Annotated in this window: 21 protein-coding genes; 5 read left to right on the top strand and 16 right to left on the bottom strand. The window is 67.2% G+C overall.

Features of this window, described 5'->3' with window-relative positions; translation table 11 throughout:
* Nucleotides 1-239 precede the first annotated feature (239 nt).
* Nucleotides 240-1,061, top strand: a complete 822-nt coding sequence (locus tag BAU07_RS15950) for an enoyl-CoA hydratase-related protein (RefSeq protein WP_066659498.1) — start codon at nt 240-242, stop codon at nt 1,059-1,061.
* Between the two features lie 143 nt (nt 1,062-1,204).
* Here BAU07_RS15950 and BAU07_RS15955 read toward each other — a convergent pair whose 3' ends face one another.
* The 5 genes from BAU07_RS15955 to BAU07_RS15975 all read right to left on the bottom strand — a co-directional run bounded on the left by BAU07_RS15955 (nt 1,205) and on the right by BAU07_RS15975 (nt 6,164).
* The gene (locus BAU07_RS15955; protein WP_084025809.1) at nt 1,205-2,437 is read right to left on the bottom strand and encodes a cation:proton antiporter domain-containing protein; all 1,233 of its coding nucleotides are present in this window, start codon (nt 2,435-2,437) and stop codon (nt 1,205-1,207) included.
* Nucleotides 2,438-2,606: 169 nt separating this feature from the next.
* A complete protein-coding gene (locus tag BAU07_RS15960) occupies nt 2,607-3,638 on the bottom strand; it encodes an LD-carboxypeptidase (protein WP_084025811.1) in 1,032 nt (343 codons plus the stop codon).
* Complete coding sequence (gene tadA, locus BAU07_RS15965; RefSeq protein WP_066665481.1) at nt 3,635-4,084, bottom strand: tRNA adenosine(34) deaminase TadA; 450 nt, start codon at nt 4,082-4,084, stop codon at nt 3,635-3,637. The genes BAU07_RS15960 and tadA overlap by 4 nt, the downstream gene beginning before the upstream one ends.
* Nucleotides 4,085-4,136: 52 nt before the next feature.
* Nucleotides 4,137-4,985, bottom strand: a complete 849-nt coding sequence (locus tag BAU07_RS15970; protein WP_066659499.1) for a haloacid dehalogenase-like hydrolase — start codon at nt 4,983-4,985, stop codon at nt 4,137-4,139.
* Between the two features lie 42 nt (nt 4,986-5,027).
* Nucleotides 5,028-6,164 (bottom strand): extracellular catalytic domain type 1 short-chain-length polyhydroxyalkanoate depolymerase, encoded by a 1,137-nt coding sequence (locus BAU07_RS15975; RefSeq protein WP_066659500.1) that lies wholly within the window; start codon nt 6,162-6,164, stop codon nt 5,028-5,030.
* A 177-nt stretch (nt 6,165-6,341) separates the two neighbouring features.
* Here BAU07_RS15975 and BAU07_RS15980 point away from each other — a divergent pair, with 177 nt between their 5' ends.
* Nucleotides 6,342-7,430, top strand: a complete 1,089-nt coding sequence (locus BAU07_RS15980; RefSeq protein ID WP_066659502.1) for a flavodoxin family protein — start codon at nt 6,342-6,344, stop codon at nt 7,428-7,430.
* 33 nt (nt 7,431-7,463) lie between these two features.
* Here the strand turns inward: BAU07_RS15980 and BAU07_RS15985 are convergent, their stop codons facing one another.
* From BAU07_RS15985 to mdtD, 3 genes are all read right to left on the bottom strand, one after another.
* Nucleotides 7,464-7,997: a hypothetical protein gene (locus BAU07_RS15985; protein WP_066659504.1), complete on the bottom strand. Its 534-nt coding sequence runs from the start codon at nt 7,995-7,997 to the stop codon at nt 7,464-7,466.
* A gap of 113 nt (nt 7,998-8,110) precedes the next feature.
* Nucleotides 8,111-8,875, bottom strand: a complete 765-nt coding sequence (gene budC / locus BAU07_RS15990; RefSeq protein ID WP_066659506.1) for a meso-2,3-butanediol dehydrogenase — start codon at nt 8,873-8,875, stop codon at nt 8,111-8,113.
* Between the two features lie 130 nt (nt 8,876-9,005).
* Nucleotides 9,006-10,376, bottom strand: a complete 1,371-nt coding sequence (mdtD, locus tag BAU07_RS15995) for a multidrug transporter subunit MdtD (RefSeq protein WP_066659508.1) — start codon at nt 10,374-10,376, stop codon at nt 9,006-9,008.
* Between the two features lie 201 nt (nt 10,377-10,577).
* Here mdtD and BAU07_RS16000 point away from each other — a divergent pair, with 201 nt between their 5' ends.
* Complete coding sequence (locus tag BAU07_RS16000) at nt 10,578-11,720, top strand: hypothetical protein (protein ID WP_157122524.1); 1,143 nt, start codon at nt 10,578-10,580, stop codon at nt 11,718-11,720.
* A gap of 11 nt (nt 11,721-11,731) precedes the next feature.
* Here the strand turns inward: BAU07_RS16000 and BAU07_RS16005 are convergent, their stop codons facing one another.
* The 5 genes from BAU07_RS16005 to BAU07_RS16025 all read right to left on the bottom strand — a co-directional run bounded on the left by BAU07_RS16005 (nt 11,732) and on the right by BAU07_RS16025 (nt 15,753).
* Entirely contained in the window at nt 11,732-13,069 is a 1,338-nt protein-coding gene (locus BAU07_RS16005) for a lytic murein transglycosylase (protein WP_084025813.1), read from the bottom strand.
* Nucleotides 13,070-13,233: 164 nt separating this feature from the next.
* The gene (locus BAU07_RS16010) at nt 13,234-13,746 is read right to left on the bottom strand and encodes a cupin domain-containing protein (RefSeq protein WP_066659509.1); all 513 of its coding nucleotides are present in this window, start codon (nt 13,744-13,746) and stop codon (nt 13,234-13,236) included.
* 8 nt (nt 13,747-13,754) lie between these two features.
* The gene (locus BAU07_RS16015; RefSeq protein ID WP_415830491.1) at nt 13,755-14,621 is read right to left on the bottom strand and encodes a GNAT family N-acetyltransferase; all 867 of its coding nucleotides are present in this window, start codon (nt 14,619-14,621) and stop codon (nt 13,755-13,757) included.
* Nucleotides 14,560-15,369 carry a DUF72 domain-containing protein gene (locus BAU07_RS16020; RefSeq protein WP_066659511.1) on the bottom strand — a complete coding sequence of 270 codons (810 nt, stop codon included), beginning with the start codon at nt 15,367-15,369 and terminating at the stop codon, nt 14,560-14,562. Before BAU07_RS16020 ends, BAU07_RS16015 begins: the two co-directional genes overlap by 62 nt.
* 90 nt (nt 15,370-15,459) lie before the next feature.
* Nucleotides 15,460-15,753 (bottom strand): hypothetical protein, encoded by a 294-nt coding sequence (locus BAU07_RS16025; RefSeq protein WP_066659513.1) that lies wholly within the window; start codon nt 15,751-15,753, stop codon nt 15,460-15,462.
* Nucleotides 15,754-15,905: 152 nt separating this feature from the next.
* On the opposite strand from BAU07_RS16025, the gene BAU07_RS16030 reads away from it, so the two are divergent.
* Nucleotides 15,906-16,241 (top strand): thioredoxin family protein, encoded by a 336-nt coding sequence (locus BAU07_RS16030; protein ID WP_066659515.1) that lies wholly within the window; start codon nt 15,906-15,908, stop codon nt 16,239-16,241.
* 15 nt (nt 16,242-16,256) lie between these two features.
* Here the strand turns inward: BAU07_RS16030 and BAU07_RS16035 are convergent, their stop codons facing one another.
* The 3 genes from BAU07_RS16035 to BAU07_RS16045 form a co-directional block, all read right to left on the bottom strand.
* A complete protein-coding gene (locus BAU07_RS16035) occupies nt 16,257-17,243 on the bottom strand; it encodes a tripartite tricarboxylate transporter substrate binding protein (RefSeq protein WP_066659516.1) in 987 nt (328 codons plus the stop codon).
* Nucleotides 17,244-17,361: 118 nt separating this feature from the next.
* Entirely contained in the window at nt 17,362-18,318 is a 957-nt protein-coding gene (locus tag BAU07_RS16040) for an alpha/beta hydrolase (RefSeq protein WP_084025815.1), read from the bottom strand.
* Between the two features lie 144 nt (nt 18,319-18,462).
* The gene (locus BAU07_RS16045) at nt 18,463-19,377 is read right to left on the bottom strand and encodes a LysR family transcriptional regulator (RefSeq protein ID WP_066659517.1); all 915 of its coding nucleotides are present in this window, start codon (nt 19,375-19,377) and stop codon (nt 18,463-18,465) included.
* A 152-nt stretch (nt 19,378-19,529) separates the two neighbouring features.
* On the opposite strand from BAU07_RS16045, the gene BAU07_RS16050 reads away from it, so the two are divergent.
* Nucleotides 19,530-20,987 carry an MFS transporter gene (locus BAU07_RS16050; protein ID WP_066659518.1) on the top strand — a complete coding sequence of 486 codons (1,458 nt, stop codon included), beginning with the start codon at nt 19,530-19,532 and terminating at the stop codon, nt 20,985-20,987.
* Nucleotides 20,988-21,016: the final 29 nt, after the last annotated feature.

Below are 21,016 nucleotides of genomic sequence, written 5' to 3' on the forward strand. Positions count from 1 at the left end.
GCGCATGCCGCGCCACGCGACCCTATCCCGCGGCCGGACTGCGCCATATGGCTTAATCCACGCCTTCAGCCAATTGTCAAGGGCGGGCAACAGGGATGTAATGCGGACAGAGGGCCAAGGCGCGAGACGGCGATGCCGCCACGCCGGGCATGGCACGAACCAGCCGTCCAAGCGCCCTCGCCCGGCCATGGCCGGGCCGTCGGCGCGGGGCCGGCAGGCATCCAGAAAAGGTCTAGATCATGCTGCATACGCTGGAAGTCGAACACAAGCCCCAGGCCGCCGTGGTGTGGCTTTGCAGGCCGGATGTGCGCAACGCGCTGGACCCGCTCATGGTGACCGAGCTCACGGAGACCTACGAGTCCCTGGGACAGGACAGCCAGGTGCGCGTCATTGTGCTGGCCGCGCGCGGTATCGCTTTCTGCGTGGGCGCCGACGAGAACTGGATACGCCGCAGTACCGAGATGGGCGAGTCGGCGCACCATGCCGATGCATTGGCCTGTTCGGCCATGCTTGAAGCCGTCTATCGCTGTCCCAAGGCCACCATTGTCCGCCTGCACGGCCCCTGCATGGGCCTGGGCATGGGGCTGGCCGCCGCCTGCGATATCGCCATCGCGTCCTCGCAGGCCACCTTTGCATTGCCGGAGACGCGGCTCGGCCTGGTTCCGGCGACGATCGCGCCTTATGTATTGCGGGCAATGCGGCCGCGCGACGCCACGCGCTGGTTCCTGACGGGGGAGACCTTCAGCGCCGCCGAGGCCTGGCGCATCGGTTTCGTGCATGGCTTGTCGGAGGCGGACTCGCTGGACATGCGCGTCGCGGCGCTGGTCGATACCTTCATGATGACCGCACCGGACGCCGTCGCGGCCGCCAAATCGCTGGTCCACGACCTGCCCGCGCGCCGGGGCAGCGGCAGCGGCGGGGAAGACGCCATCGACCAGCCTGCCTTGTCGCGCCTGGACGTACCGGAAGGCGTCGTGGCGGCGCCGGTCATGGAACGGCATGCGGCGGAGTGGCCCGCGCGCCGGCTGGGACCGGGCGACATAGGCTGGGTGAAAAGCTAGGAGGCGTTCTGTTCGGAACAGGGGGATGGCAGTCCGGCTCCAGGCCCTGGGGCGCCCGTTTCAGCCCACGACGCATTTTGCCGCGCAGGTTTCGCAACGGCAGTTCCCACATCGGGCAGCCATGCTTCGCGGGCGCCGGCGCCCTAGACGCCGGGGTCGGGCTCTTCCGGCCGCATGCGCGCGGTCTCGGTGCGGGCGCGATAGCGGTCCAGCGCATTGAACAACAGCGGATTGACCAGGATGGACAGGATGGAACCGGCCAGCACAAGGTCCTGTCCCGCCTTGGGAAGGATCTCCTGGGCCACGCCCAGCCCTGCCAGGATGAATGAAAATTCCCCGATCTGCGCCAGGCTGACGGAAATCGTCAAGGCGGTCAGCTTGGGATGGCGGAAGGCCCGCACGATGAAATACGCGGCGATGGATTTGCCGACCAGAATGATGAGGAAGGTGCCCAGCACGCCCCACGGGTCGCGCAGCAACACCAGGGGGTCGAACAACATGCCGACCGAAACGAAGAACAGGACTGAGAACGCGTCGCGCATGGGCAGCGACTCGTCCGCCGCCCGCTGGCTGAATTCCGACTCGGCCATCACCATGCCGGCGAAAAACGCCCCCAGGGCAAAGGACACGCCGAACAACGCGGTGGCGCCGTAGGCGATACCCAGCGCAACGGCCAGCACGGCGAGGCGGAACAGCTCGCGATTGCCGGTATAGACGATGCGCTCGAGCAGCCATGGCACCACGCGCCGGCCAATGACCAGCATGACGGCGACGAAGGCCGCGACCTTGACGATGGTCAGGCCGAGCACGACCCAGACCGAGGTGCCGCCGTCGTCGGCCTGGCGACCGCCCAAGGCGCCCGACAAGGCGGGAATCAGCACCAGCGCAGCGACCATGGCGAGGTCTTCGACGATCAGCCACCCCACCGCGATCCGGCCTTCGTTGCTGTCGACGAGGTTCCGTTCCTCCATGGCCTTGATCAGGACCACCGTGCTGGCGACCGACAAAGCAAGGCCGAACAACAGCCCTGCGCCGATGTTCCATCCCATCATCTGCGAAAGGCCCAGTCCCAATATCGTCGCCGCACTGATCTGCACGATGGCGCCCGGAACGGCAATGTTCTTGACCGACAGCAAATCCTTCATCGAAAAATGGAGGCCCACGCCGAACATCAGCAGGATGACACCGAGTTCCGCCAGCTCATTGGCGAGATGGCTGTCGGCGGTAAATCCGGGCGTATGCGGCCCGCACAGGATGCCCGCGCAAAGGTAGCCGATCAACGGCGGCAGCTTCAGGCGGACAGCGATGGTGGCCAGAATGAACGCCAACACCAAGCCGCCCACAATCGTCGTAATGAGCGGTGTGGAATGAGGCATGCATGCTCCTGGGGGAAGGACGCTGCGCAGCCGCGTCCTGAATGCGTGCTGAACACGTTCAGCAACAGCAGGATATCACGGCGATATTGCGGCGCGTCCGTGGCCGCCATGGTGCGCCGGCAGAAGCGCCGCGGTCAACCGCGCATGCCGGAACTGCGGGGGCGTCGCTTCAAGCCGCGCGGGCGCGGCGTCGGGGGCGGACGGCCTCGCCATCATGGCGCTCGCCATGAGCACCGTTACGGCCGGCGTCGAGCGCATCATCATGATCGCCGTTACCGCGGTCCGGATGCGCATCATGGTCATGGTCGTGCTCGTCCAGCACCAGGTGGACGATGCCGGGTTCGGTCGCCACCCCGACTTTCTTGCCCACCGGCAGCGTGGCCTTGGATGCGATGTGGCCATAGGGCAAACCGGTCAGCACGGGCACCTTGACTGTCTTGCGCAGCCAGGCAAGCACCGCCGGCATGTCGAAGCCGGCGTCGTGCGGCGCCAGGCGGTAATTGGAGAAGTAGCCGAGCAGGATGGCCTTCTGCTTCTGCAGGATGCCGGCCTGCCACAACTGGGTCAGCATGCGCTCGACGCGGTAGGGATGCTCGCCGACGTCTTCCAGGAACAGGATCCCGCCCTTGATCTTCGGCATGTAGGGCGTGCCGACCAGGGCCGCCACCATTGCCAGGGTGCCGCCCCAGAGGATCCCGCGGCAATCGACCGGATCGGCATCCGGGGTCTCGAAGCTCAGTATCTCCAGTTCCCCGCGCATCAGTTCGCCGAACAGGGCCGCGGTCAGTTCGTCCACCCGTTTGCCGCCGAAATCGGCAACCGCCGTCGCGCCGCTATAGCTGATGGCCCCGGTGCGCGCCAGCAGCGCAAGATTGAAGGCCGTGAAATCGCTATGCCCGACGAAACGCTTGCCGCTATCGGCCACCGCCTTCCAGTCGATCATGGGCAGCAGGCGGCCCAGCCCATAGCCGCCGCGGGTGGCCATGACGATGGACTGCTTCTGCTTCAGGGCCCGCGACAGTGCCGCCAGGCGCTGCTCGTCCGTGCCGGCGAAGCGCTGGTGCGCACGCGCGGCGCCCCGGTCGATCACGGTCTTGAAGCCTTCGGCCTGCAAGCGCTGCTGCGCCCGTTCCAGGAAAGCGGGATCCTGCACCGCCGACGAAGGGGAAAACAGATAGATGCCGTGCTGCGTACTGCTCATAGTGGGCTTTCCTTGCCGCGGCGTGCCCGGAAGAACCGGCGCAGCAGGTCGCCGCAGGGTTCCGCCAGAACGCCGCCATGAAACGAAGTATGGTGATTCAGTCGATCGATGGCGCCCACGTCCAGCACGCTGCCGCAGGCACCCGTTTTCGGATCCGCCGCGCCATAGCAGACCCGCGCCAGCCGCGCGTGCAGCATCGCGCCCATGCACATGACGCAGGGCTCGAGCGTCACGTACAGCATCAGGCCCGGCAGGCGGTAATTGGACAAGGCCCGCGCGGCCGCGCGCAGGGCGACGATCTCGGCGTGCGCGGTGGGATCGGCGTCGATGATGGTGCGGTTGTAGCCAGCCCCCATGACCTGTCCGTCGGCGTCGACCACAACGGCGCCCACGGGCACTTCCCCGACATCCCACGCGGCCTGCGCCTGTCCCAGCGCCAACTGCATCATGGCTTCGTCGAAGCGCGCCTGTGCCGGCGCCGGGAGGGCCACGGCCGCTTCAGCCACGGTACACCCGCGACTTCAGCGCGATACGGTGCGCCAGGCTGGTCACCGCCTCCTCCAGCCACTGGTAAAGCTCCGCGTTCTCGTCGTAACGGGCCTGGTTCAGGTTGGAGACCCGGCCTTCCTCGATGAAGCCCCAGGCCCTGCTGCGCTTGTCGCGATGGCGCGGATCCCACACCCCGAAGGCGAAGCCGCCGGCGCTGCGGATCAGGGAAAAGCACGGAATATCGGTATAGCCGTCGCCGACGAAAACCATCTGGTCGAAAGGCACGCGCAAACGGTCCTCGGGAATCTTGCGGTTCACCTCGAACGGCTTGCTGCGGAAGTCGCGGCCGATGATGCCTTTCTGAATGTGGAACAGATAGCGCGTTTTGTCCGTGAAGCTGACAATACGGCGCGGAAACACGATGCCGCCGTCCTCGCCATAGATGAATTCCGACGCCCAGATCTCGGTGAACTCGTGGGCGATCGGCGTGGAGCGCACGACGTCGCCGATACCGCTGGAAATCAGGTAGAACTCCAGGGACACCTGCGGCTGCACTTCCCGCACGGCGGCGCGCAGGCGCGGAAACAACGTGGCGACGCCGTCGTGCAGGGGCAACCGGGCGCCCCATTCCTGCAACCGTTCCCGCGTAATGAGGCCGTGGCGGCCTTCGCGCGAAAGCTCGATCATGCGATAAAGGTAGGCGGGCACCGGGTCCCAGTCCTGCTGGAACAGCAACGGGTCGACCTGCTCTTTCCAGAAACCGGCCGTATCCACGCCCATGCTCGCCAGAAAGCCCGATGTGCTGTCGGGCGCAAGCGTGTCGTCGAAATCGAAAATCAGGGCGATGACATCGGACATGGGGCAAGGCGCGGGGAGGGACAGGCGCCATTTTGCCTGAATTCAGTCATCGACCCCTGCCGGCGGCTCACGACGGCGCGTTTTGAAAAAGCGCCACATCAACAGGGAGGCGTCCGGCCCCTGCCGGCTGTGAAAACGGATGCGGCCATCGCCGCCGCTCCAGGCATGACCCAGGCCGGGTATCTCGCAAAGCGTGACCATTGCGGAACGTCCGGCGGGCAGGTCGGTGCGCGAATACGCGCGCACCGTACCCACGGCGTAGTGCTGCGCCGGCGCGGCGCGATCGAGCGGGACGCCATTGACCCAGGCCAGTTGTTCCATCAACTGCGTGCCGCTGCGCGGATCCACCACGGAGTCGCGTTCGCCCTGCAGGATGATGGCAGGCAAGCCGGGAAAGGCAACGTCTTGCGGGACCAGCGACGGCATGGCCTGCGCCGGCGCGCGCGCCGCGCCGTAACGCATGGCGCGCAGGCCTTCACTGGCGTTCTGCGCACTGCCCAGCACGGCGCCGGAATGCATGCCCAGCGCCGCGATCCATTCCGGATGACGCAAGGCAACCAGCGCCGCCATGCTGGCGCCGGCGGACAGGCCGGCGATGTAGATGCGCGTGGTATCGACCTGGTGATCGATCGCCGTTTCGCGCACGATACCGGCGATGGCATCGGCCTCGGCATAACCGTGGGCCGGGTCGGGCTGATACCAATGCCAGCAGCGATGGCGCTGCCCCCGCTGCGATTGCTGGGGATAGACCAGCAGAAAGCCCTCCCGGTCCGCCAGGCGGTGCATGCGCGTGCCGCACGCAAGATCGAGCGCGCCCTGTTCGCAGCCATGCAGCATGACCAGCATGGGGCTGCCCTTGGGCAAGCGGGGTGGGGTGTAAACGAAATATGACAGCCGTACCGGCCAGGCGCCGGGCAGCGGCGGTGTCCGATACACATGGCCCCGCCAGGTGCCCGCGAAAGCGCTGGGGTCGGGCGTGTACGGCGCGGCCGGGGCCAGCCCCCGGCGGCGCGCTGCCACCATGGCCGGCGCCGCGGGCTTCGCCTTGGCGCGCTTGGCCGGCTTGGCGGCGCCGCCCCCCAGCCCCGTAAATGGCATGCCCAGCCCCCACGCCGTCCGCTGCAGACGCGCCACTTTGCGGGCGGTCGAGAAAAACAGCGAGGACAGCTTTCTTTGCATCGGTTTACCTGGGAGATTCGTGCATTCCGGAGCCTTCCAAAACAAATCGCCGGGGTGCTTGGAGGCGCGGCACGGCGCGCGGGATCCCAGGTATTGTGCGCTTTATGCTGCGATGCAGCAACCGACATGGATGGGCACAGCGCTTGCGGCCCCCGCGCATTTGTTCGCGAACGGTCCATGCCCATGCCCATATCGATACCGCAAGTCAGGAAAGGCCAGGTCCAGGAGAAACTATCGCGGGCCACCTTCCGCGAACGCTTCATGCGGCGCTTCTACGATCCCGCCTTCCGTGCCGAGGACGCCGCGCTCGACCGCCTGGAGGCCATCGCCTGGGACGCCTACCGCAACAGCCGCAAGGCGCCTGTAACGGTAAAAGCCGGCCCCGGCCATGCCGACCCCGACTACGACCTGTCCACCGAATGGAAGGCCGCGGCGGAGCGCCTGCGGGAAGCGGCACGGCAGCAGGGACAGGCAACCACCCCCGCGCGGGTGCTGCTGATCGCCGGATCCTCCCGCAACGACGGCACCTGTCCGAGTGAGATGTCCAAGACCTGGCGCCTGACCGCGATCGCCCGCGAGGCATTGGCGCAGGCCGCAATCGAAACGGACGTGCTCGACCTGAGCCGGCTCACCTCGGAATACGAGCGCGTCATCTACCCTTGCAAGGGCTGCGTGTCCACCGCCATGCCGCTCTGCCACTGGCCGTGCAGTTGCTACCCCAACCACTCGCTGGGGCAGGTCAACGACTGCATGAACGAAATCTACGAACGCTGGGTGCGCGCGCATGGCGTCATCCTGCTGACGCCGGTGTACTGGTACCAATCCCCCAGCCCGCTGAAACTGATGATCGACCGGTTGGTCTGCGCCGACGGCGGCAATCCGGACCCTTCCTCGACGTCCGGCAAGGACGCGTTGAAGGCGAAGGAAATCGAACTGGCCGGCTGGTCATACCCCAAGCACCTGGCCGGACGGGTCTACGGCCTGGTGGTCCATGGCGACGTGGCGGGCATCGAAGGCACGCGCCGGGCCTTGAGCGATTGGCTGGACTGGATGGGCCTGATCGACGCGGGCGCCAGCGCCCGGCTGGACCGCTATATCGGCTATTACCGTCCGTATGCCACCAGCCATGACGAACTGGACGCCGACGAGGCGCTGCACGAGGAGGTACGCAATGTCGCGCGGGCGGTGGCTGCTGCGGTGGGGGATGTACGCGCGGGCCGTCTGCGCCGGCCCGATCAGGGGCTGCGAGATCCACGGCCGAAGTGAAGGTGAGTGGCCGCGGATCGCCGCAGGGGTTGGTTATTGGCGCGGCATGCTGCCGTACGGGGCAGGCGCCGGCGTGCCGTAGGGAGCGGCACCGGCTGGCGGCACCGCGGGCGGCGGCGCCAGCGGCGCAGGGGGTGCGGCATAGCCCGGGGACTGGTTATAGCCGGGGCTGGCGCCGGGTGTCCCGGCCGGCACTTGAATGACCGTCTCGCGCAGGATGCCGCCGCCCGCCACGCTGCCCTGCACCGTGGTATTGGCCTGGCCCGACATCTGGATCATGCAATCCTGCCTCTGCGCCGCCGGCAAGGCATCGCAGCGCGCCATGGCGTTGCGTCGGGCGTCGGCAGGGTTGCTCAGTCCGTTGCGGCGGCGTTCGACCAGCGACGCGCCGGCCTCCCGCATGCACGTGGCCTGGTCCTGTCCCGAGCTTCCGCTCTTGCAACGCGCCACGTCTTCGCGATACTGGGCGTCCGTACCGGACGCCGCCAGGGACGTCGATGCGGCGCCCAGCATACCCGCGGCGCAGAACGCCAGACCGATGGCAGACAATTTCAACTGATGCGTCATGCTTGACCTCCAAAGTCGGGATGGCCACCCCCGTGGTGGCACGGTTCATCAAGTCCATGGATCAGCAAGCGCCGTACCCATCGCGGCGCGTTGATCGGCGCGCGGGACGCGCATCAGGCCTGCGGCGGCTGGCCATTGGACGCCGTCAGGCCGCCGTCCACCGGCAGGTTGACGCCCGTGACGAAACGCGCGTCGTCGCTGGCGAGGAAAGCGATGACGGCGGCGATTTCCTCCGGCTCGGCACCGCGTCCCATGGGGATACGCTCGGCAAACTTCGCCATGAGTTCGCGGTTCCCGTACATTTCCTCCGTCAGGTCGGTACGGGTCAGGCTGGGACAGACCGCGTTGATGCGGATCCCGTCGCGCGCGTGATCCATGGCCAGCGCGCGGGTGAAGTTGGTGACTGCGCCCTTGGCGGCGTTATAGAAGCTCAGCCCCCAGTCACCCCCCAGGCCCGAAACCGACGACACGTTGATCACCGACCCACGGGTCTTGGCCAATTCGGGGATGGCGGCACGGCAACCATGGAACACGCCGTCCACATCGATGGCCATCACCTTGCGCCAATCGTCCGGGCTGGCTTCGGTGATCTTGCCCTCCGGGGCGACACCCGCGTTGTTGACCATGACATGCAAGGCGCCGAAACGGTCCACCGCCGCGCGTACCAGGCCTTGCACGGCCTCCATTTGCGCCACGTCGGTCACATGGACCAGCGCCCGGCCTGCGGGCAGCGACTCGGCGACCTTGCGCAATTTCTCTTCCGTGCGGCCGGCGAGCACCACGCTGGCGCCCTCCTCGGCGAAACGGCGCGCGGTCGCGGCGCCTATGCCGGATCCTGCGCCCGTGACGATGACGACCTTGCCGGTAAAGCGATTCATGGCTGAACTCCCGCTGGCTGGCGGCGCGGCCTGGCGCTGGCCCGGACGGCCGCCTGGATGGACAAGGCGCACCCAGCCGCAAGCGGCATACCGGCAAGGCCGGCAACGCACAGGTCCGTGCCGTGGGCGATCAGGCGCGCCGGTGCGCGGCCTGCGGTTCCAGGCGCCGGAACACCAGCGTCGACAGCAGCGTGATGGCGCCCACGCACACGAAGGTCAGGCGAAAACCCATGGCGTCCGCTCGGGAGCCGTGGGAAAAGAGCCCAACCAGGCCGCCGCTCACGCTGACGCCCAGGCTCAGGGCCAGCATCTGCACCATGGAGAACAGGCTATTGCCGCTGCCGGCGTCCTCGACGCTCAAGCCTTTCAGCGTGACGCTGTTCATCGCGGCGTACTGCATCGAGTTGGCCGCGCCAAACACCAGCAATTGCACGATCTGGATCGCCGTGGGCCAGCCGGGCGCGATGGCCGCGAAAGACATGATGGACACGCCGACCACGATCGTGTTGACAGACAGGAAAGCTTCATATCCGACGCGGCGGACCAGCGGCGCCACCCAGCGCTTGGACAGCAGCGCGGCCAGCGCGACGGGGAACATCATGAGCCCGGCATGGAAGGGCTCGTAGCCCAGTTGCAACTGCAGCAGCAGGGGCAACAGGAAGGCCACGCCGCTGCTGCCGATGCGGGATACCAGGTTGCCCACCAGGCCGACGCTGAAGGTGGCGTCGCGAAACAGCGCCAGCTTGAACAGCGGCCGCGGACGGCGGCGCGCATGCGCGATGTACAGCAGCACCATCGCCGCGCTCACCGCGACGAGGCCCAGGCTGTAGGCGGCCCGGTGCGTGTCCCCGGTGCCCTCCATCGCCAGCGAGAAAGCCGCCATGCAGGCCGAGAGCAGCGTGAAGCCGGCAACGTCGAACGCCGGCGTGGTCAGCAGCGCGTTGGGCGCGATGTAGAGGCGTACGGCCACCAGGCCCAGGATGCCGATGGGCAGATTGATCAGGAAAATCCAATGCCAGCTCAAGGCCTGGACCAGCCATCCGCCCGTCATGGGGCCGATGAGCGGACCCACCTGACCCGCGACGGAAATCGCCGCCAGCGCGGCGATGTAGTCTTCCCCGCGCATGGTGCGCAGAATGGACAGGCGTCCGATGGGCAGCAGCATGGAGCCGCCCATGCCCTGTATCACGCGGGCGATCACCAGCTGCGACAGCGTGGTCGACACGGCGCAGAACAGCGAGCCCAGCACGAAGACAAGGATGGAGGCGAAGTACACGCGCCGCGTGCCGAAACGGTCGGCGAGCCATCCCGACGCCGGCGTCAGCATCGCCATGGCCAGCGAATAAGCCACCACGACGGGCCGCATCGCCAGCGGCGCTTCGCCCAGGCTGTGCGCCATGGCCGGCAAGGCCGTATTGACGATGGTGGTATCCAGCGACTGCATGAAAAAGCCCGCGGCCACCACCCCGAGCATGCCGCGCTGCGAAGAACTCTGCTTCATTTCCCCTTCCCATGGCGCGGCCTGCCCACCTCAGGAAGCGGCGCCGTGCCGGACGACCGCCGGAATCATAGGCCGATCGCCTATGATCGCGAAATCCGCCGCGGCGAAGACAAGGCACAGTCCATTGCGGCCGGCGGAATTCAGCATTTCGTCAGCAAATATCGCCATCGCGGCCGCCTGGGGAGCCTGTTCGTGAATCGCATTACGCCGCTTGCCGCGCGCCCGCATATCGCCGGTGTGCATCTCTTCAGTTGCCCTGTGGACGACCATGCCGCATCGATGCGCCGGACGATGGATTACCTGGCCGGCCTGGGCCTGGCCGACCTGGTGGCCACGGCCAGCTGGCAGGAGACGTCAGGCCCGGTGGCGGGATTTCGCCTGACCGACGCGGCCGCCGCGCAGTGGACCCCCGACCACGACACCACCGGGCTGGCCGAGGCCCTGGACGCGCGCTACGCGGATCGCGCACGCAACATGGAACGCGAGGTCGTGCTGGCCATGTTGGCAGCGCCCGTGCCCTTCCGCTATCCCAGCCACGACGAATTCGAGTCGGCGGTTCGTATCAAGCTGAACATCGTGCAGGCCGCGTGCCGCACCGAACTGGCCTTCGATACCGAGCACGCCGAACGGCCGGAAGACTACTGGACCTACGACGAGGCACGGGGCTTCACGATCCTGCCCGGCAAGTCGCTGATCGAAGGCCTGGTCAAGGCGACGCAGCCGCGGGCCTCGGGCAAGCTGTATTCCTTTTCCTGCTATCGCGCCACGGAGTACGTGACGCTGCTGGGTATCGCTCAGGAATTGGCGCGCTGCAACCCCGAACTGCTTGCGCAGCTGCAACGGCACTGGGAAACGCGCGCCATCATGTCGGGCCTGTTCCACGACGTGTTCCTGCGCGAATACGGGTCCATGGAGGAACCGCTGCCGCCGCGGTTCTACGTGCCGGGGGACCGGCTGTGGTTTCGAAACCCCGACGAACGTTCGTCCAACGTCGAAGGCTTCGAGGGTTCATGGGTGTTCTACCTGGGCCGCGGAATGTTCAACAATTTCTGGAAGCACGAGCAGCCCTTCAGCCTGACGGCGAAGTGCGTGGAGATATACCACTGGCGCGACGGCGTCCACACCGACGAGCGCGGCATCCTGCGGCTGGACGAGACACGGGTGGAAGCCCGTGTGCGCGCGACCATGGCCGACCCCGCTGAAGTCGACCGCATCCTGAAGAAGATGGTGCGTTTGCGCGAGCCTCGCGGGGTCTATGTGGACGGCGGCTGCATCGACACCACGCGCGAATGCGTGCGGTGGGTCAGGCCCGGGACCACGGACCTGGTGCTGCCGCCGCTATAGCGGCGTCCGGGTCAGGGATTCTGCAGGGCGCTGAAGATTTTGTAGCCCACGCGGCCGTCCTGGGGCAGGCCCAGGCGTTGCTGTTCCGCTGCCACGGCCTGGCGCGTCTTGCTGCCCGGAATGCCGTCGGGCGTGCCGACGTCGTAACCGCGCGCGGCCAGCAGCCCCTGCAAGGTCTTGATCTGCGCTCGCGAAAGCCCGGGATCGTCCGTGGGCCAGGCCGTGAGCAGGCCCGCATCGCCCCGGAGCCGGTTCGTCAACAGGCTGACCGCCAGCGCGTATTTATGCGACTGGTTGTAGTGCAGGATCGCGTCGAAGTTGCGGGTGGCCAGAAATACCGGCCCTTGCGATCCCGTTGGCGCGAACAGGTAGGCGGACACCGACTCCCATGGCTGCGCCATCGGCACGCTGTTCAGCGGCGTGCCGTCCGCGCGTGTCACGCCGTCGCCCGCCCACTGCGATAGCGGACGCTTGTCGTCGCGGTTCATGTATTCGGCATCCGGCGATGCCGGCATGGTTGCCGCCAAGGCGGGGGGCACGCGCACTTCGATCACCGCCGGCAGGCCGCGCGTCCACGTCGCCCGGCGCTTGAGCAGGTGGTTCGCCGTCGACGCCAGCGCGTCCGGCAGCGACCCATACAGATCGATCCGGCCGTCGCCATCGCCGTCCGCGGCAAGCTCGTAGAACGAGGTCGGGATGAATTGCGTCATGCCAAAAGCGCCGCTCCACGAGCCGATGAAGGTCTCGCGCGTGACCGTGCCGTCGCGCAGGAGGCGCACGGAGGCGTAGACGTTCTTGACCCATAGCGGCTTTTGCTCGGTGCATGCCCGCGTCAGCCACGCATTCAGGACGTCCACCTTGCCCAGTTGAGCGCCGAAATTCGTTTCGATGCCGAATATGGCGACCAGCGGCTCGCTGTCCACCCGGTATTTATCGTCGATAGCGTCGAGCGCCGTCCGCGATTTCTCCAGCACCGCCCTGCCCTCGGTCACGCGCTGGTCGTCGACGGTCTTGGCGATGTAATCCCACCACGTTTCCTTGCCCTCGGGCTGGGCCTTGGCCGCCGCCACGGTGGTGGCAAGCAGCTTCGAGCCCTGCGTATAACGGTCGAAATCGGCCACGCTGACACCGTTGGCCGGCGCCGAGGTGCGCAGCGTCGCCAGGCACTGCGCCGGGTCGGCATCCTGCTCGGCGGGCTGCGCCAGTGCGGAGGGCGTGGCGGGCGCCGCCGTGGTGGCGGCCGGCTGGGCGCATCCCGCGCTGCCGATGCCGGCCAGTACGAGGGCCGGCAGCCAGCGCGCCAGGGCGCGCGAACGATGATCGATATCCCGAAGAGAATGAAAGCGCATGTGCGGATAAGCCTGAAACGGTTGGACAGGCTATGGTAACGTGCGCCGCCCGCGGTGCGCCGCGCACGCGCCCCCGCGAGCGGCACCACGCCAGTGGACCCGATACGCGAAGAGGTCGAGCGGCCCGGGGGCGAAGCGCGCCGGGAGAGGCGCCGGGCAGCGGCTCAGGCGGGACGCGGCGCCAACCTGGCTATCACTTCGGCATGTGCGGGGAACTCGGCCGCGAGCCGGTCCGCATCGGCCAGTTCGAAGTCGCTGAACTCGAACCCGGGCGCCACCGTGCAGCCCGCCAGCGTGTAGCGGTCGGCCGATACACGTTCAGCCGCGAACCAGCACTGCGCCGGCACCACCGCCTGGAATACGGCCTCCGGGTCCTCGATGGCGTTGCCCAGGCGATGCGTCGTCAAGCCGCCCCGCGGGTCCAGTATATGTATCAGCAGCGATCCACCCGCATAGAAATGCCAGACCTCGTCGGAGCGGATACGGTGCCAGGCCGAGTAGGCCTGTTCGCTCAGCATGTAGTAGATCGCCGTGCTGGCGGTACGGGTCACGCCCCATGCGGGCCGCAGGAGCGTCTCGGAGGCCCGATAGGTCTCGCGGTAATAACCGCCTTCCGGATGCGGCTGCAGGCCCAGGCGTTCCACCAGGCGGGCGGCGATGGTGCGATCGATGTCCATGGCAGCCCTCAATCGCGGCCGATGCAGGCGCGCAGCGACTGGCGCTGCCTGCCGTCGGCGTCGAAGTTCTGCGGCGCCAGCCATGCCTCGTACGCCTGCCGCAAGGCCGGCCACTCGCCGTCGATGATGGAGAACCAGGCGCTGTCGCGGGTACGGCCCTTGTAGACGATGGCCTGGCGGAAGACGCCTTCGAAGGTATACCCGTAGCGCGCCGCGGCCTTGCGCGACGGCTCGTTCAGGCTGTCGCATTTCCATTCGAGGCGGCGATAGCCCAGTTCGTCGAAGACGCGCCGCATGAACAGGTATTGCGCCTCGGTGGCGATCGGCGTGCGCTGGAGCAGCGGTGAATAGCAGACATGGCCGATCTCGATAACGCCATTCGCGGGGTCGATGCGCATGAGCGCGGCGGTGCCGATGGCCTTGCCGGACGCGAGATCGATGATGGCATGGTGCATCGGGTCGGTGCTGGCAGCCGCCTGGGCCACGTAGTCGTTGAACGTTCCGGCATCCTGGAAAGGACCGTAGTTCAGATAGGTCCAGAGGCTGTCATCCCGCGCCTGGTGGTGCGCCTGGTACAGGTCCGCGGCATGGCGCGCGGCATCCAGGGGCTCGACGCGGCAGAAGCGGCCCTGCATGGCCGTGGCCGGCGGCCGGGCGCGGGGCGTCCAGTCCGAAAGGGCGTCGCCGATGGGCTGTCCGTGTTCGTTGGTGCGGGTCATGGTGCGTCGATCAGGCAAGGTGGATGGATGGCCGGAAGCGGTGTAAGCATACCTGCTGATGCCTCGCGCCTGCGGCGGGGCGGGGGCGGCCCCTTCATTTCGCCAGGCGCTGCAGCAAGGCCTGCGCGGCGGCGGGCGCCTTTTCCTTGTCGCCATTGATGAAGAACACGAAAACGTCCCGTCCCTTGGCGGCGGCAGGCTGCTTCGTTGCCTCGGCGACGCGGGGCAGATCGTCCGGCTCGCCGCCCGCCGCCCAGCAGCGGGCACGCTCGGCCCAGGCATCCAGGGCCTTGGGCGCGTAGCCGGCGCGATTGGCGGCGCTGGAACGCATCAGGCGGGCATAGACGAAGCCACCCGTCAGGTCGGCGAACGAAGGGTACTTGTCCGAATCCGTGTGGACCGTGGCGACCTTGTACTTGCGCGCCAGCTTCAGATAGCCCGGGTCCATGAAACTTTCGTGCCGCACGTCCATCACATGGCGCAGGCGCCGGTCATCGACCCGGTCAGGCAGCAAGGCCAGGAAGGCCTCGAAGTCATCCGGATCGAAGGCCTTGGTCGGGGCGAATTGCCACACGATGGGACCGAGCTTGTCGCGCAGCTCGGTAATGCCGCTGTTCAGGAAACGCTGCACGGAGTCGCCGGCCTCGGCGAGCACGCGGCGGTTGGTCGCGTAGCGCGAGGCCTTGAGCGAAAAAATGAAATCGTCGGGGGTTTCGTCGCGCCAGCGCGCGAAGGATGCCGGCTTCTGGGTGCTGTAGTAGGTGCCGTTGACCTCGATGGCCGTCACCTGGCGGCTGGCGTATTCCAGCTCGCGGCTATGCGGCAGGTCGTCCGGAAAGAACGTCTTGCGCCAGGGCTCGTATGTCCAACCGCCGATGCCGACGCGTATGCGGCCTTCCGCCATGGTGAACCTCCCCAGGATGATTACGGTAGACCGCGCGAGCCGGAGCCAGCCCGCCGCTGGTCCGCCATCATCGCGCGGGATGCCGGCGCGTCATCCGATCAGCGCACCCAGCACCAGAACAGCGAGTATGGCCCAGAACAGGAAACCCAGCACGGACCGCCGCAGCAAGGCGCGGATGGCCGCGATCAGCAGCAGCACGCCCAGGATAAGGATGGCGAAGTTGAACAGGCTGGGGCTCATCCCCATGGCCTGGGCCAATCCGGCGGAGAAGTCGCCGATCGCCCTGCCCACGCCCCCGAGCAGGTAGCGCAGGACGCCGACGATGGTCCGGATGATCTCGCCCAGGACATTGCCCAGGGATTCGAAGAAGCTGTTCGATTGCATGGAACCTCAACGGGATGCGCGGCGGAAGCGGCACGGGGGCGCGGTGGCGCCCCCGTGGCCGGGCGTTATCTTACAACCCCCCTTGCAACCCCGCTCCCCCCCCGCGCGGCAGGCTAAGATGGCCGCTATTGCGGCATTGGAACCAAGCTGGGATGGAACAGATCGAATTGAACGACGGCACCGCCGACCGCTACCTGCTGGACGCGGCCGGGCTGTCGCTGGTGGTTTTCCATAGCCGCACCTGCGCGAACTGCCGCCTGGCGCGCGAACGCCTGCCCGCGATGAACCTGCCCGTACAGCGCGTGTGCTGGGTCGACGCCGGGGACAACGGCGGGCTGGTCGAGCGCTACGAAGTCTTCCACCTGCCCGCCATGTTCGTGGTCCGCGACGGCACCTTCTACGGCGCCGTGCAGGCCCGGCTGGAGGACTGGGACATCCGCCGGCAGATCGCGCTGGCGCTGGACGGATATCCGGCCGTCCTGCCGTAGCGGCGTTCTGCCCGTTCAGTTGACGCTGGCGCCGGTATCCCGGACCACCTTGCCCCACTTCGCGGATTCCGTTTTCAGCAGCTCGCCGAAGGCCTCCTCGCTGGTCAGGCTCAGTTCCAGCCCGGCGCCCGCCAGCGCCTTGCGCGATTCCGGTTCCTGCAGGACCTTGGCCGTGGCGTCATGCAACTTGTCCAGGATAGGCTTGGGCGTGCCCGCCGGCGCGATCAGGCCCAGCCAGATGGTCGCTTCGTAGCCTTTCAGGCCCGCCTCGTCCAGGGTGGGAACCTGCGGCAGGTCCGGCGACCGCTTGGTGGTGGTCACGCCCAGGGCACGCAGGCGTCCGCCCGCGATCTGCGGCAGCGCGGCGGTCACGCCCAGGAAACCCATGGAGACCTGCCCGCCGATAATGTCGTTCAGCGCCTGCCCGCTCCCACGATACGGGACGTGATTGATCTTGATGTCGGCCATGGTGGCGAACAGCGCGGCCGCCAGGTGCTGGCTGCTGCCGTTGCCCGACGAGGCATAGTCCAGCCGGCCCGGCCTGGCCTTGGCCAGCGCGATAAGCTCGCTCACGTTCTGCGCGGGCACGCCGGGGTTGGTGACCAGCACATAGGGGCTGTCGACCAGCTTGGTGATGGGCGCGAAGCTGTTGATCGCATCGTAGGGCAGCTTCTTGTACAGCCAGGGCGCGATCACATGCGTGGTGGAGATCAAGGCCAGCGTATAGCCGTCGGGCGCCGATTTCGCGACATAGTCGGTGCCGATGGTGGAGCCCGCGCCCATGCGGTTTTCCACGATCACGGGCTGGCCCAGCGCCGGCGTCAGCTTTTCCGCCACCAGCCGCGCCACGACGTCGGTGAAGCCGCCCGGTGCGAACGGGACGATCAGTTTTATCGGGGCGCTGGGATAGCTGTCCGGCTTGTCCTGCGCCGCGGCGGACGCCGCGATGGTCGCGCACAACGCAAGCGCCGCGAGTGAACCTGCAGATCGAAATCGCATCATGGTCTCCTCCCTTTTGTCGGGTGCCGCGGCCCGGTGGTCCGGGCTCGCGTTTCTTGTGGCGCGGACGCGGGATCGCGTCCGCGCGCGTGGCCGCCGCGTATCGCGGTCGGCAACAGGCTCAGCGATAAACCGGTTCCGGCTGCGTGAAGAAGGCGTGCAGGATGTGGTAGACCATCTTGTAGTTCTTCTGCTGGAAACTGGCGTGCGAGATTCCCTGCATGACGGTGAACTGCTTGAAGGTATTCGGCAGGCGTTTGAAGAACTCGGCCAGGTCATCGAACGACGCGATGCCGTCGTATTCGCCGCGCATCACGATGGTGGGCACGGCCAGCTTCTCAGGATCGATCAGCGGCAGCTTGCTGCACATATCCACGTAGGTCCCGGTGGGCATGGAGCTGTCCAGCGTCAGGATGGCGTCGGCGAACGCCGATACCGTGGCGCTGTCGGCGCAGCCGGGATGATCGCGCGAAAAAATACTTTCGACGAAGGCCCGGTCGATGGGCCGGCGGTTCCTGGCCAGGAATTCCGGCAGTTTCAGTTTGCGCTGCGCCAGCGTCGGGCTGCCCTCGCCGGTCCAGACAAAGGCGTCCAGGGCGACCCGGGCGACGCGTTCGGGATGCTGCTGGGCGAACAGCGCGGCCTTCAGGGCCCCCGAGGAAATCCCGTAGACCATCAGCTTGTCGTCCTGGGCGCGCTGCAGGATGTACTCGCTGCCCGCCGCCAGGTCCAGCGCGCCATTCGGGATATCGAAATTGATGGGACGGTGCTTGCTGGAACGGCCGTAGCCCTCGTTGTCCATGCACCAGGTATCGAAGCCGCGCGCCGCGAACCAATCCATGACCGAAGAGTCGGGACGTCCCGGGACCGTCAAATCGAAAGTGGGCTGCGACGCCATGGACGAGCCGTGGACGAACAGCACGGTCCCGGCGTGCGCAACGCCCGCCGCGGCCGGCTTGTGCCACATGAAAAGCCGGATATCGCCGTCGCGCTGTATCCAGTGCTCCTGGCCGCCGTGCCAGGTGACGGCTCCGGTGCCGGACAGGGCCGGATCCTGGGTGGGTTGCGTGTCTGCCATGCTGTCTTCCTATCGTTCGAGCGCTTGGAGCAGGCATGGTGAACGCGCGCGGCGGCCGAATCAACAGGAACCGGTGAACAGATTGTTCACGTCGCCTGGGGCGGTGGCGCCGTTTCCGGCGCCGTCCATGTCATGACAAGAGGTTTACGCCGCGAGGTCGCGGTCCCAATACGGATCCGCGCCGAAGTAATCGCCCAGGAACGTAACGAAAAGGCGGGTGGAATGCGCCATCGTGGGATTGGGCAGATAGGCGGCATACAAGGCGCGTTCAGGCAGCCGGTACTGCGGCAACACGCGTACCAGCTGGCCGCTGCGCAGGGCGTCCCCGGCGGCGAAGGTGGGCACCACGCCGATACCCAGATTGCCCAGCGCCGCATGCAGCACGGCATCGGCGCTGTTGGCCTTGAAGTTGCCCTTGGGACGCACCGTATGGACGCCATCCTCGCTGGTGAAGGACCACTCCCCCTTGCTGTTGACGAAATACACCAGGCAGTTGTGCCCCGCCAGCTCGGCCGGCACGCGGGGCGCCGGATGGCGGGCCAGGTACGCCGGACTGGCGCAGGCCGTCCAGCGCACCGGGGCAAGCCGCCGCGCCACCAGCGAAACGAGCAGCGGTTCGTCGGCCTGGCGGATCACCACATCGGCCCCGGCGGTCACTAGGTCGGGAAACTGCTGGCTAAGGTCCAGGTCGATCGACACCTCGGGATATCGTTCCAGGAAGCGCGTGATGGCAGGCACCAGATGGCGGCGCCCGAAGGCCATGGCGGAACTGACCCGTATCAGCCCCCCCGGTGTACTTCGGTACTTCTCGATCTCGTGGCGGGCGTCCTCGGCGTGCGCCACCAGCTGGCGGCAGCGCTCGTAGAACAACGCGCCGGCGGTCGTCAGGCCGATCTTGCGGGTGGTGCGATGCAGCAGCTTGACGCCCAGGGAATGCTCCAGGTCGGCGACATGCTTGCTGGCGAGGGCCTTGGACATGCCCAGCTTTTCAGCGGCCCGGGAAAAGCTCTTCTCTTCCGCGATCACCGAAAAGGTCAGAAACTCGTTCAGATCGAGCATGGGCTGTCTCCGCACCGCGGCGCGGCGTGTCTCCATTGGTATCCGTCACAAGGATTTTGACACGCCCGCCGCCGGACCGGTGCCGGCACACTGCGAGGAACCGCCGCGCGGGCCTTCACGCCTGCGCTTTACACCCTGCTTCCCGCTGCCGCATGACCGTCATCCATACCGATATCCCGGCACGACTGGACCGCCTGCCCTGGTCCGCATGGCATACCCGGGTAGTCGTCTCGCTGGGCGTCGCCTGGGTGCTCGATGGGCTCGAAGTCACCTTGGTCGGATCGTTGGGCAGCGTGCTGGAGCGGCCCGACACGCTGGGCCTGAGCGCGGCCCAGGTCGGTTGGTCCGGCTCGCTCTACATTGCCGGGGCCGTCGTGGGCGCCCTGGTATTCGGCCGGATGGCGGACCGCCTGGGCCGCAAGCGGCTCTTCCTGATCACGCTGGCGGTCTACATGGTGGCGACCCTGCTCACCTCGCTGTCCGACGGCTTCGTTTTTTTCTCGATCTGCCGCTTCGCGACGGGCCTGGGCATCGGCGGCGAGTACGCCGCAATCAATTCGGCCATCGATGAATTGATTCCGGCCCGCGTACGCGGCCGGGTCAGCCTGGCCATCAATGGCAGTTTCTGGGTGGGCGCGGCCCTTGGCGCCGCGCTGAGCCTGGTTTTGCTGGACGCGCGGGTGCTGGGCCCGGAAAACGGCTGGCGGGCCGGGTTCGCGCTCGGCGCGGTCCTGGCGCTGGCGATCCTGCTGATACGGCGGCATGTTCCGGAAAGTCCGCGCTGGCTCATTTCGCACGGACGCGAGGCCGAGGCGCGAGCCATCATCGAAGCGATCGAGGCGGAAGCCACCCGCCGGCACGGCCCGCTGGCGCCCGTCACCGGACGGGTCACCTTCACGCGGCACTCGTCGCCGTCCTTGCGCGAGGTCGCGCATGTGCTGCTGCGGCGCTACCGACGGCGCAGCGTCGTCGCCCTGGCCATGATGGTTTCCCAGGCCTTCTTCTACAACGCCATCTTCTTCACGTACTCGCTGGTGCTGACGCGCTTCATGGGCGTACCGGAAGGCCGCGTGGCCTTGTACATCTTCCCTTTCGCCCTGGGCAACGTGCTGGGCCCGCTGCTGCTCGGCCCGCTGTTCGACAGCGTCGGCCGGCGGCGCATGATCGCGGCGACCTATGTATCGGCCGGCGTCGCGCTGGCCCTGACGGGATGGGCATTCATGCTCGGCATCCTGGACGCCCGCAGCCTGGCCTGGTGCTGGTCGGTGGTGTTCTTCCTCGCCTCGGCCGCCGCCAGTTCGGCCTACTTGACGATCAGCGAGGTCTTTCCACTGGAGACACGGGCGCTGGCCATCTCGGCTTTCTATGCCGTGGGCACCGGCGCCGGCGGTTTCGTCGGACCGGTGCTGTTCGGCATGCTGATCGAAAGCGGCAGCCGCGATGCGGTCGCGGTGGGCTATGGGGTGGCCGCCGTGCTCGTCATCGCAGCCGGAGTGTTGGCCCTGCGCCACGGCGTGGACGCCGAACGCAAGTCGCTCGAGGCCATTGCGAGCCCCCTGGGCGCGGAAGAACCATCGGGGCGGGCGCAAGGCATCCGCGCTGAACTATGATGTAGACGTTCTTCGCTATGCAACATCAA

This window comes from Bordetella flabilis (assembly GCF_001676725.1).
GTDB lineage: Bacteria > Pseudomonadota > Gammaproteobacteria > Burkholderiales > Burkholderiaceae_B > Bordetella_C > Bordetella_C flabilis.

What these genes read in the sequence shown, in the direction of transcription:
- BAU07_RS15950 (WP_066659498.1), top strand. Translation starts at nt 240, where the DNA reads ATGCTGCATACGCTGGAAGTCGAACACAAGCCCCAGGCCGCCGTGGTG.
- BAU07_RS15955 (WP_084025809.1), bottom strand. Translation starts at nt 2,437, where the DNA reads ATGCCTCATTCCACACCGCTCATTACGACGATTGTGGGCGGCTTGGTG.
- BAU07_RS15960 (WP_084025811.1), bottom strand. Translation starts at nt 3,638, where the DNA reads ATGAGCAGTACGCAGCACGGCATCTATCTGTTTTCCCCTTCGTCGGCG.
- tadA (WP_066665481.1), bottom strand. Translation starts at nt 4,084, where the DNA reads ATGCAGTTGGCGCTGGGACAGGCGCAGGCCGCGTGGGATGTCGGGGAA.
- BAU07_RS15970 (WP_066659499.1), bottom strand. Translation starts at nt 4,985, where the DNA reads ATGTCCGATGTCATCGCCCTGATTTTCGATTTCGACGACACGCTTGCG.
- BAU07_RS15975 (WP_066659500.1), bottom strand. Translation starts at nt 6,164, where the DNA reads ATGCAAAGAAAGCTGTCCTCGCTGTTTTTCTCGACCGCCCGCAAAGTG.
- BAU07_RS15980 (WP_066659502.1), top strand. Translation starts at nt 6,342, where the DNA reads ATGCCCATGCCCATATCGATACCGCAAGTCAGGAAAGGCCAGGTCCAG.
- BAU07_RS15985 (WP_066659504.1), bottom strand. Translation starts at nt 7,997, where the DNA reads ATGACGCATCAGTTGAAATTGTCTGCCATCGGTCTGGCGTTCTGCGCC.
- budC (WP_066659506.1), bottom strand. Translation starts at nt 8,875, where the DNA reads ATGAATCGCTTTACCGGCAAGGTCGTCATCGTCACGGGCGCAGGATCC.
- mdtD (WP_066659508.1), bottom strand. Translation starts at nt 10,376, where the DNA reads ATGAAGCAGAGTTCTTCGCAGCGCGGCATGCTCGGGGTGGTGGCCGCG.
- BAU07_RS16005 (WP_084025813.1), bottom strand. Translation starts at nt 13,069, where the DNA reads ATGCGCTTTCATTCTCTTCGGGATATCGATCATCGTTCGCGCGCCCTG.
- BAU07_RS16010 (WP_066659509.1), bottom strand. Translation starts at nt 13,746, where the DNA reads ATGGACATCGATCGCACCATCGCCGCCCGCCTGGTGGAACGCCTGGGC.
- BAU07_RS16015 (WP_415830491.1), bottom strand. Translation starts at nt 14,621, where the DNA reads ATGGCGACAAGGAAAAGGCGCCCGCCGCCGCGCAGGCCTTGCTGCAGC.
- BAU07_RS16020 (WP_066659511.1), bottom strand. Translation starts at nt 15,369, where the DNA reads ATGGCGGAAGGCCGCATACGCGTCGGCATCGGCGGTTGGACATACGAG.
- BAU07_RS16025 (WP_066659513.1), bottom strand. Translation starts at nt 15,753, where the DNA reads ATGCAATCGAACAGCTTCTTCGAATCCCTGGGCAATGTCCTGGGCGAG.
- BAU07_RS16030 (WP_066659515.1), top strand. Translation starts at nt 15,906, where the DNA reads ATGGAACAGATCGAATTGAACGACGGCACCGCCGACCGCTACCTGCTG.
- BAU07_RS16035 (WP_066659516.1), bottom strand. Translation starts at nt 17,243, where the DNA reads ATGATGCGATTTCGATCTGCAGGTTCACTCGCGGCGCTTGCGTTGTGC.
- BAU07_RS16040 (WP_084025815.1), bottom strand. Translation starts at nt 18,318, where the DNA reads ATGGCAGACACGCAACCCACCCAGGATCCGGCCCTGTCCGGCACCGGA.
- BAU07_RS16045 (WP_066659517.1), bottom strand. Translation starts at nt 19,377, where the DNA reads ATGCTCGATCTGAACGAGTTTCTGACCTTTTCGGTGATCGCGGAAGAG.
- BAU07_RS16050 (WP_066659518.1), top strand. Translation starts at nt 19,530, where the DNA reads ATGACCGTCATCCATACCGATATCCCGGCACGACTGGACCGCCTGCCC.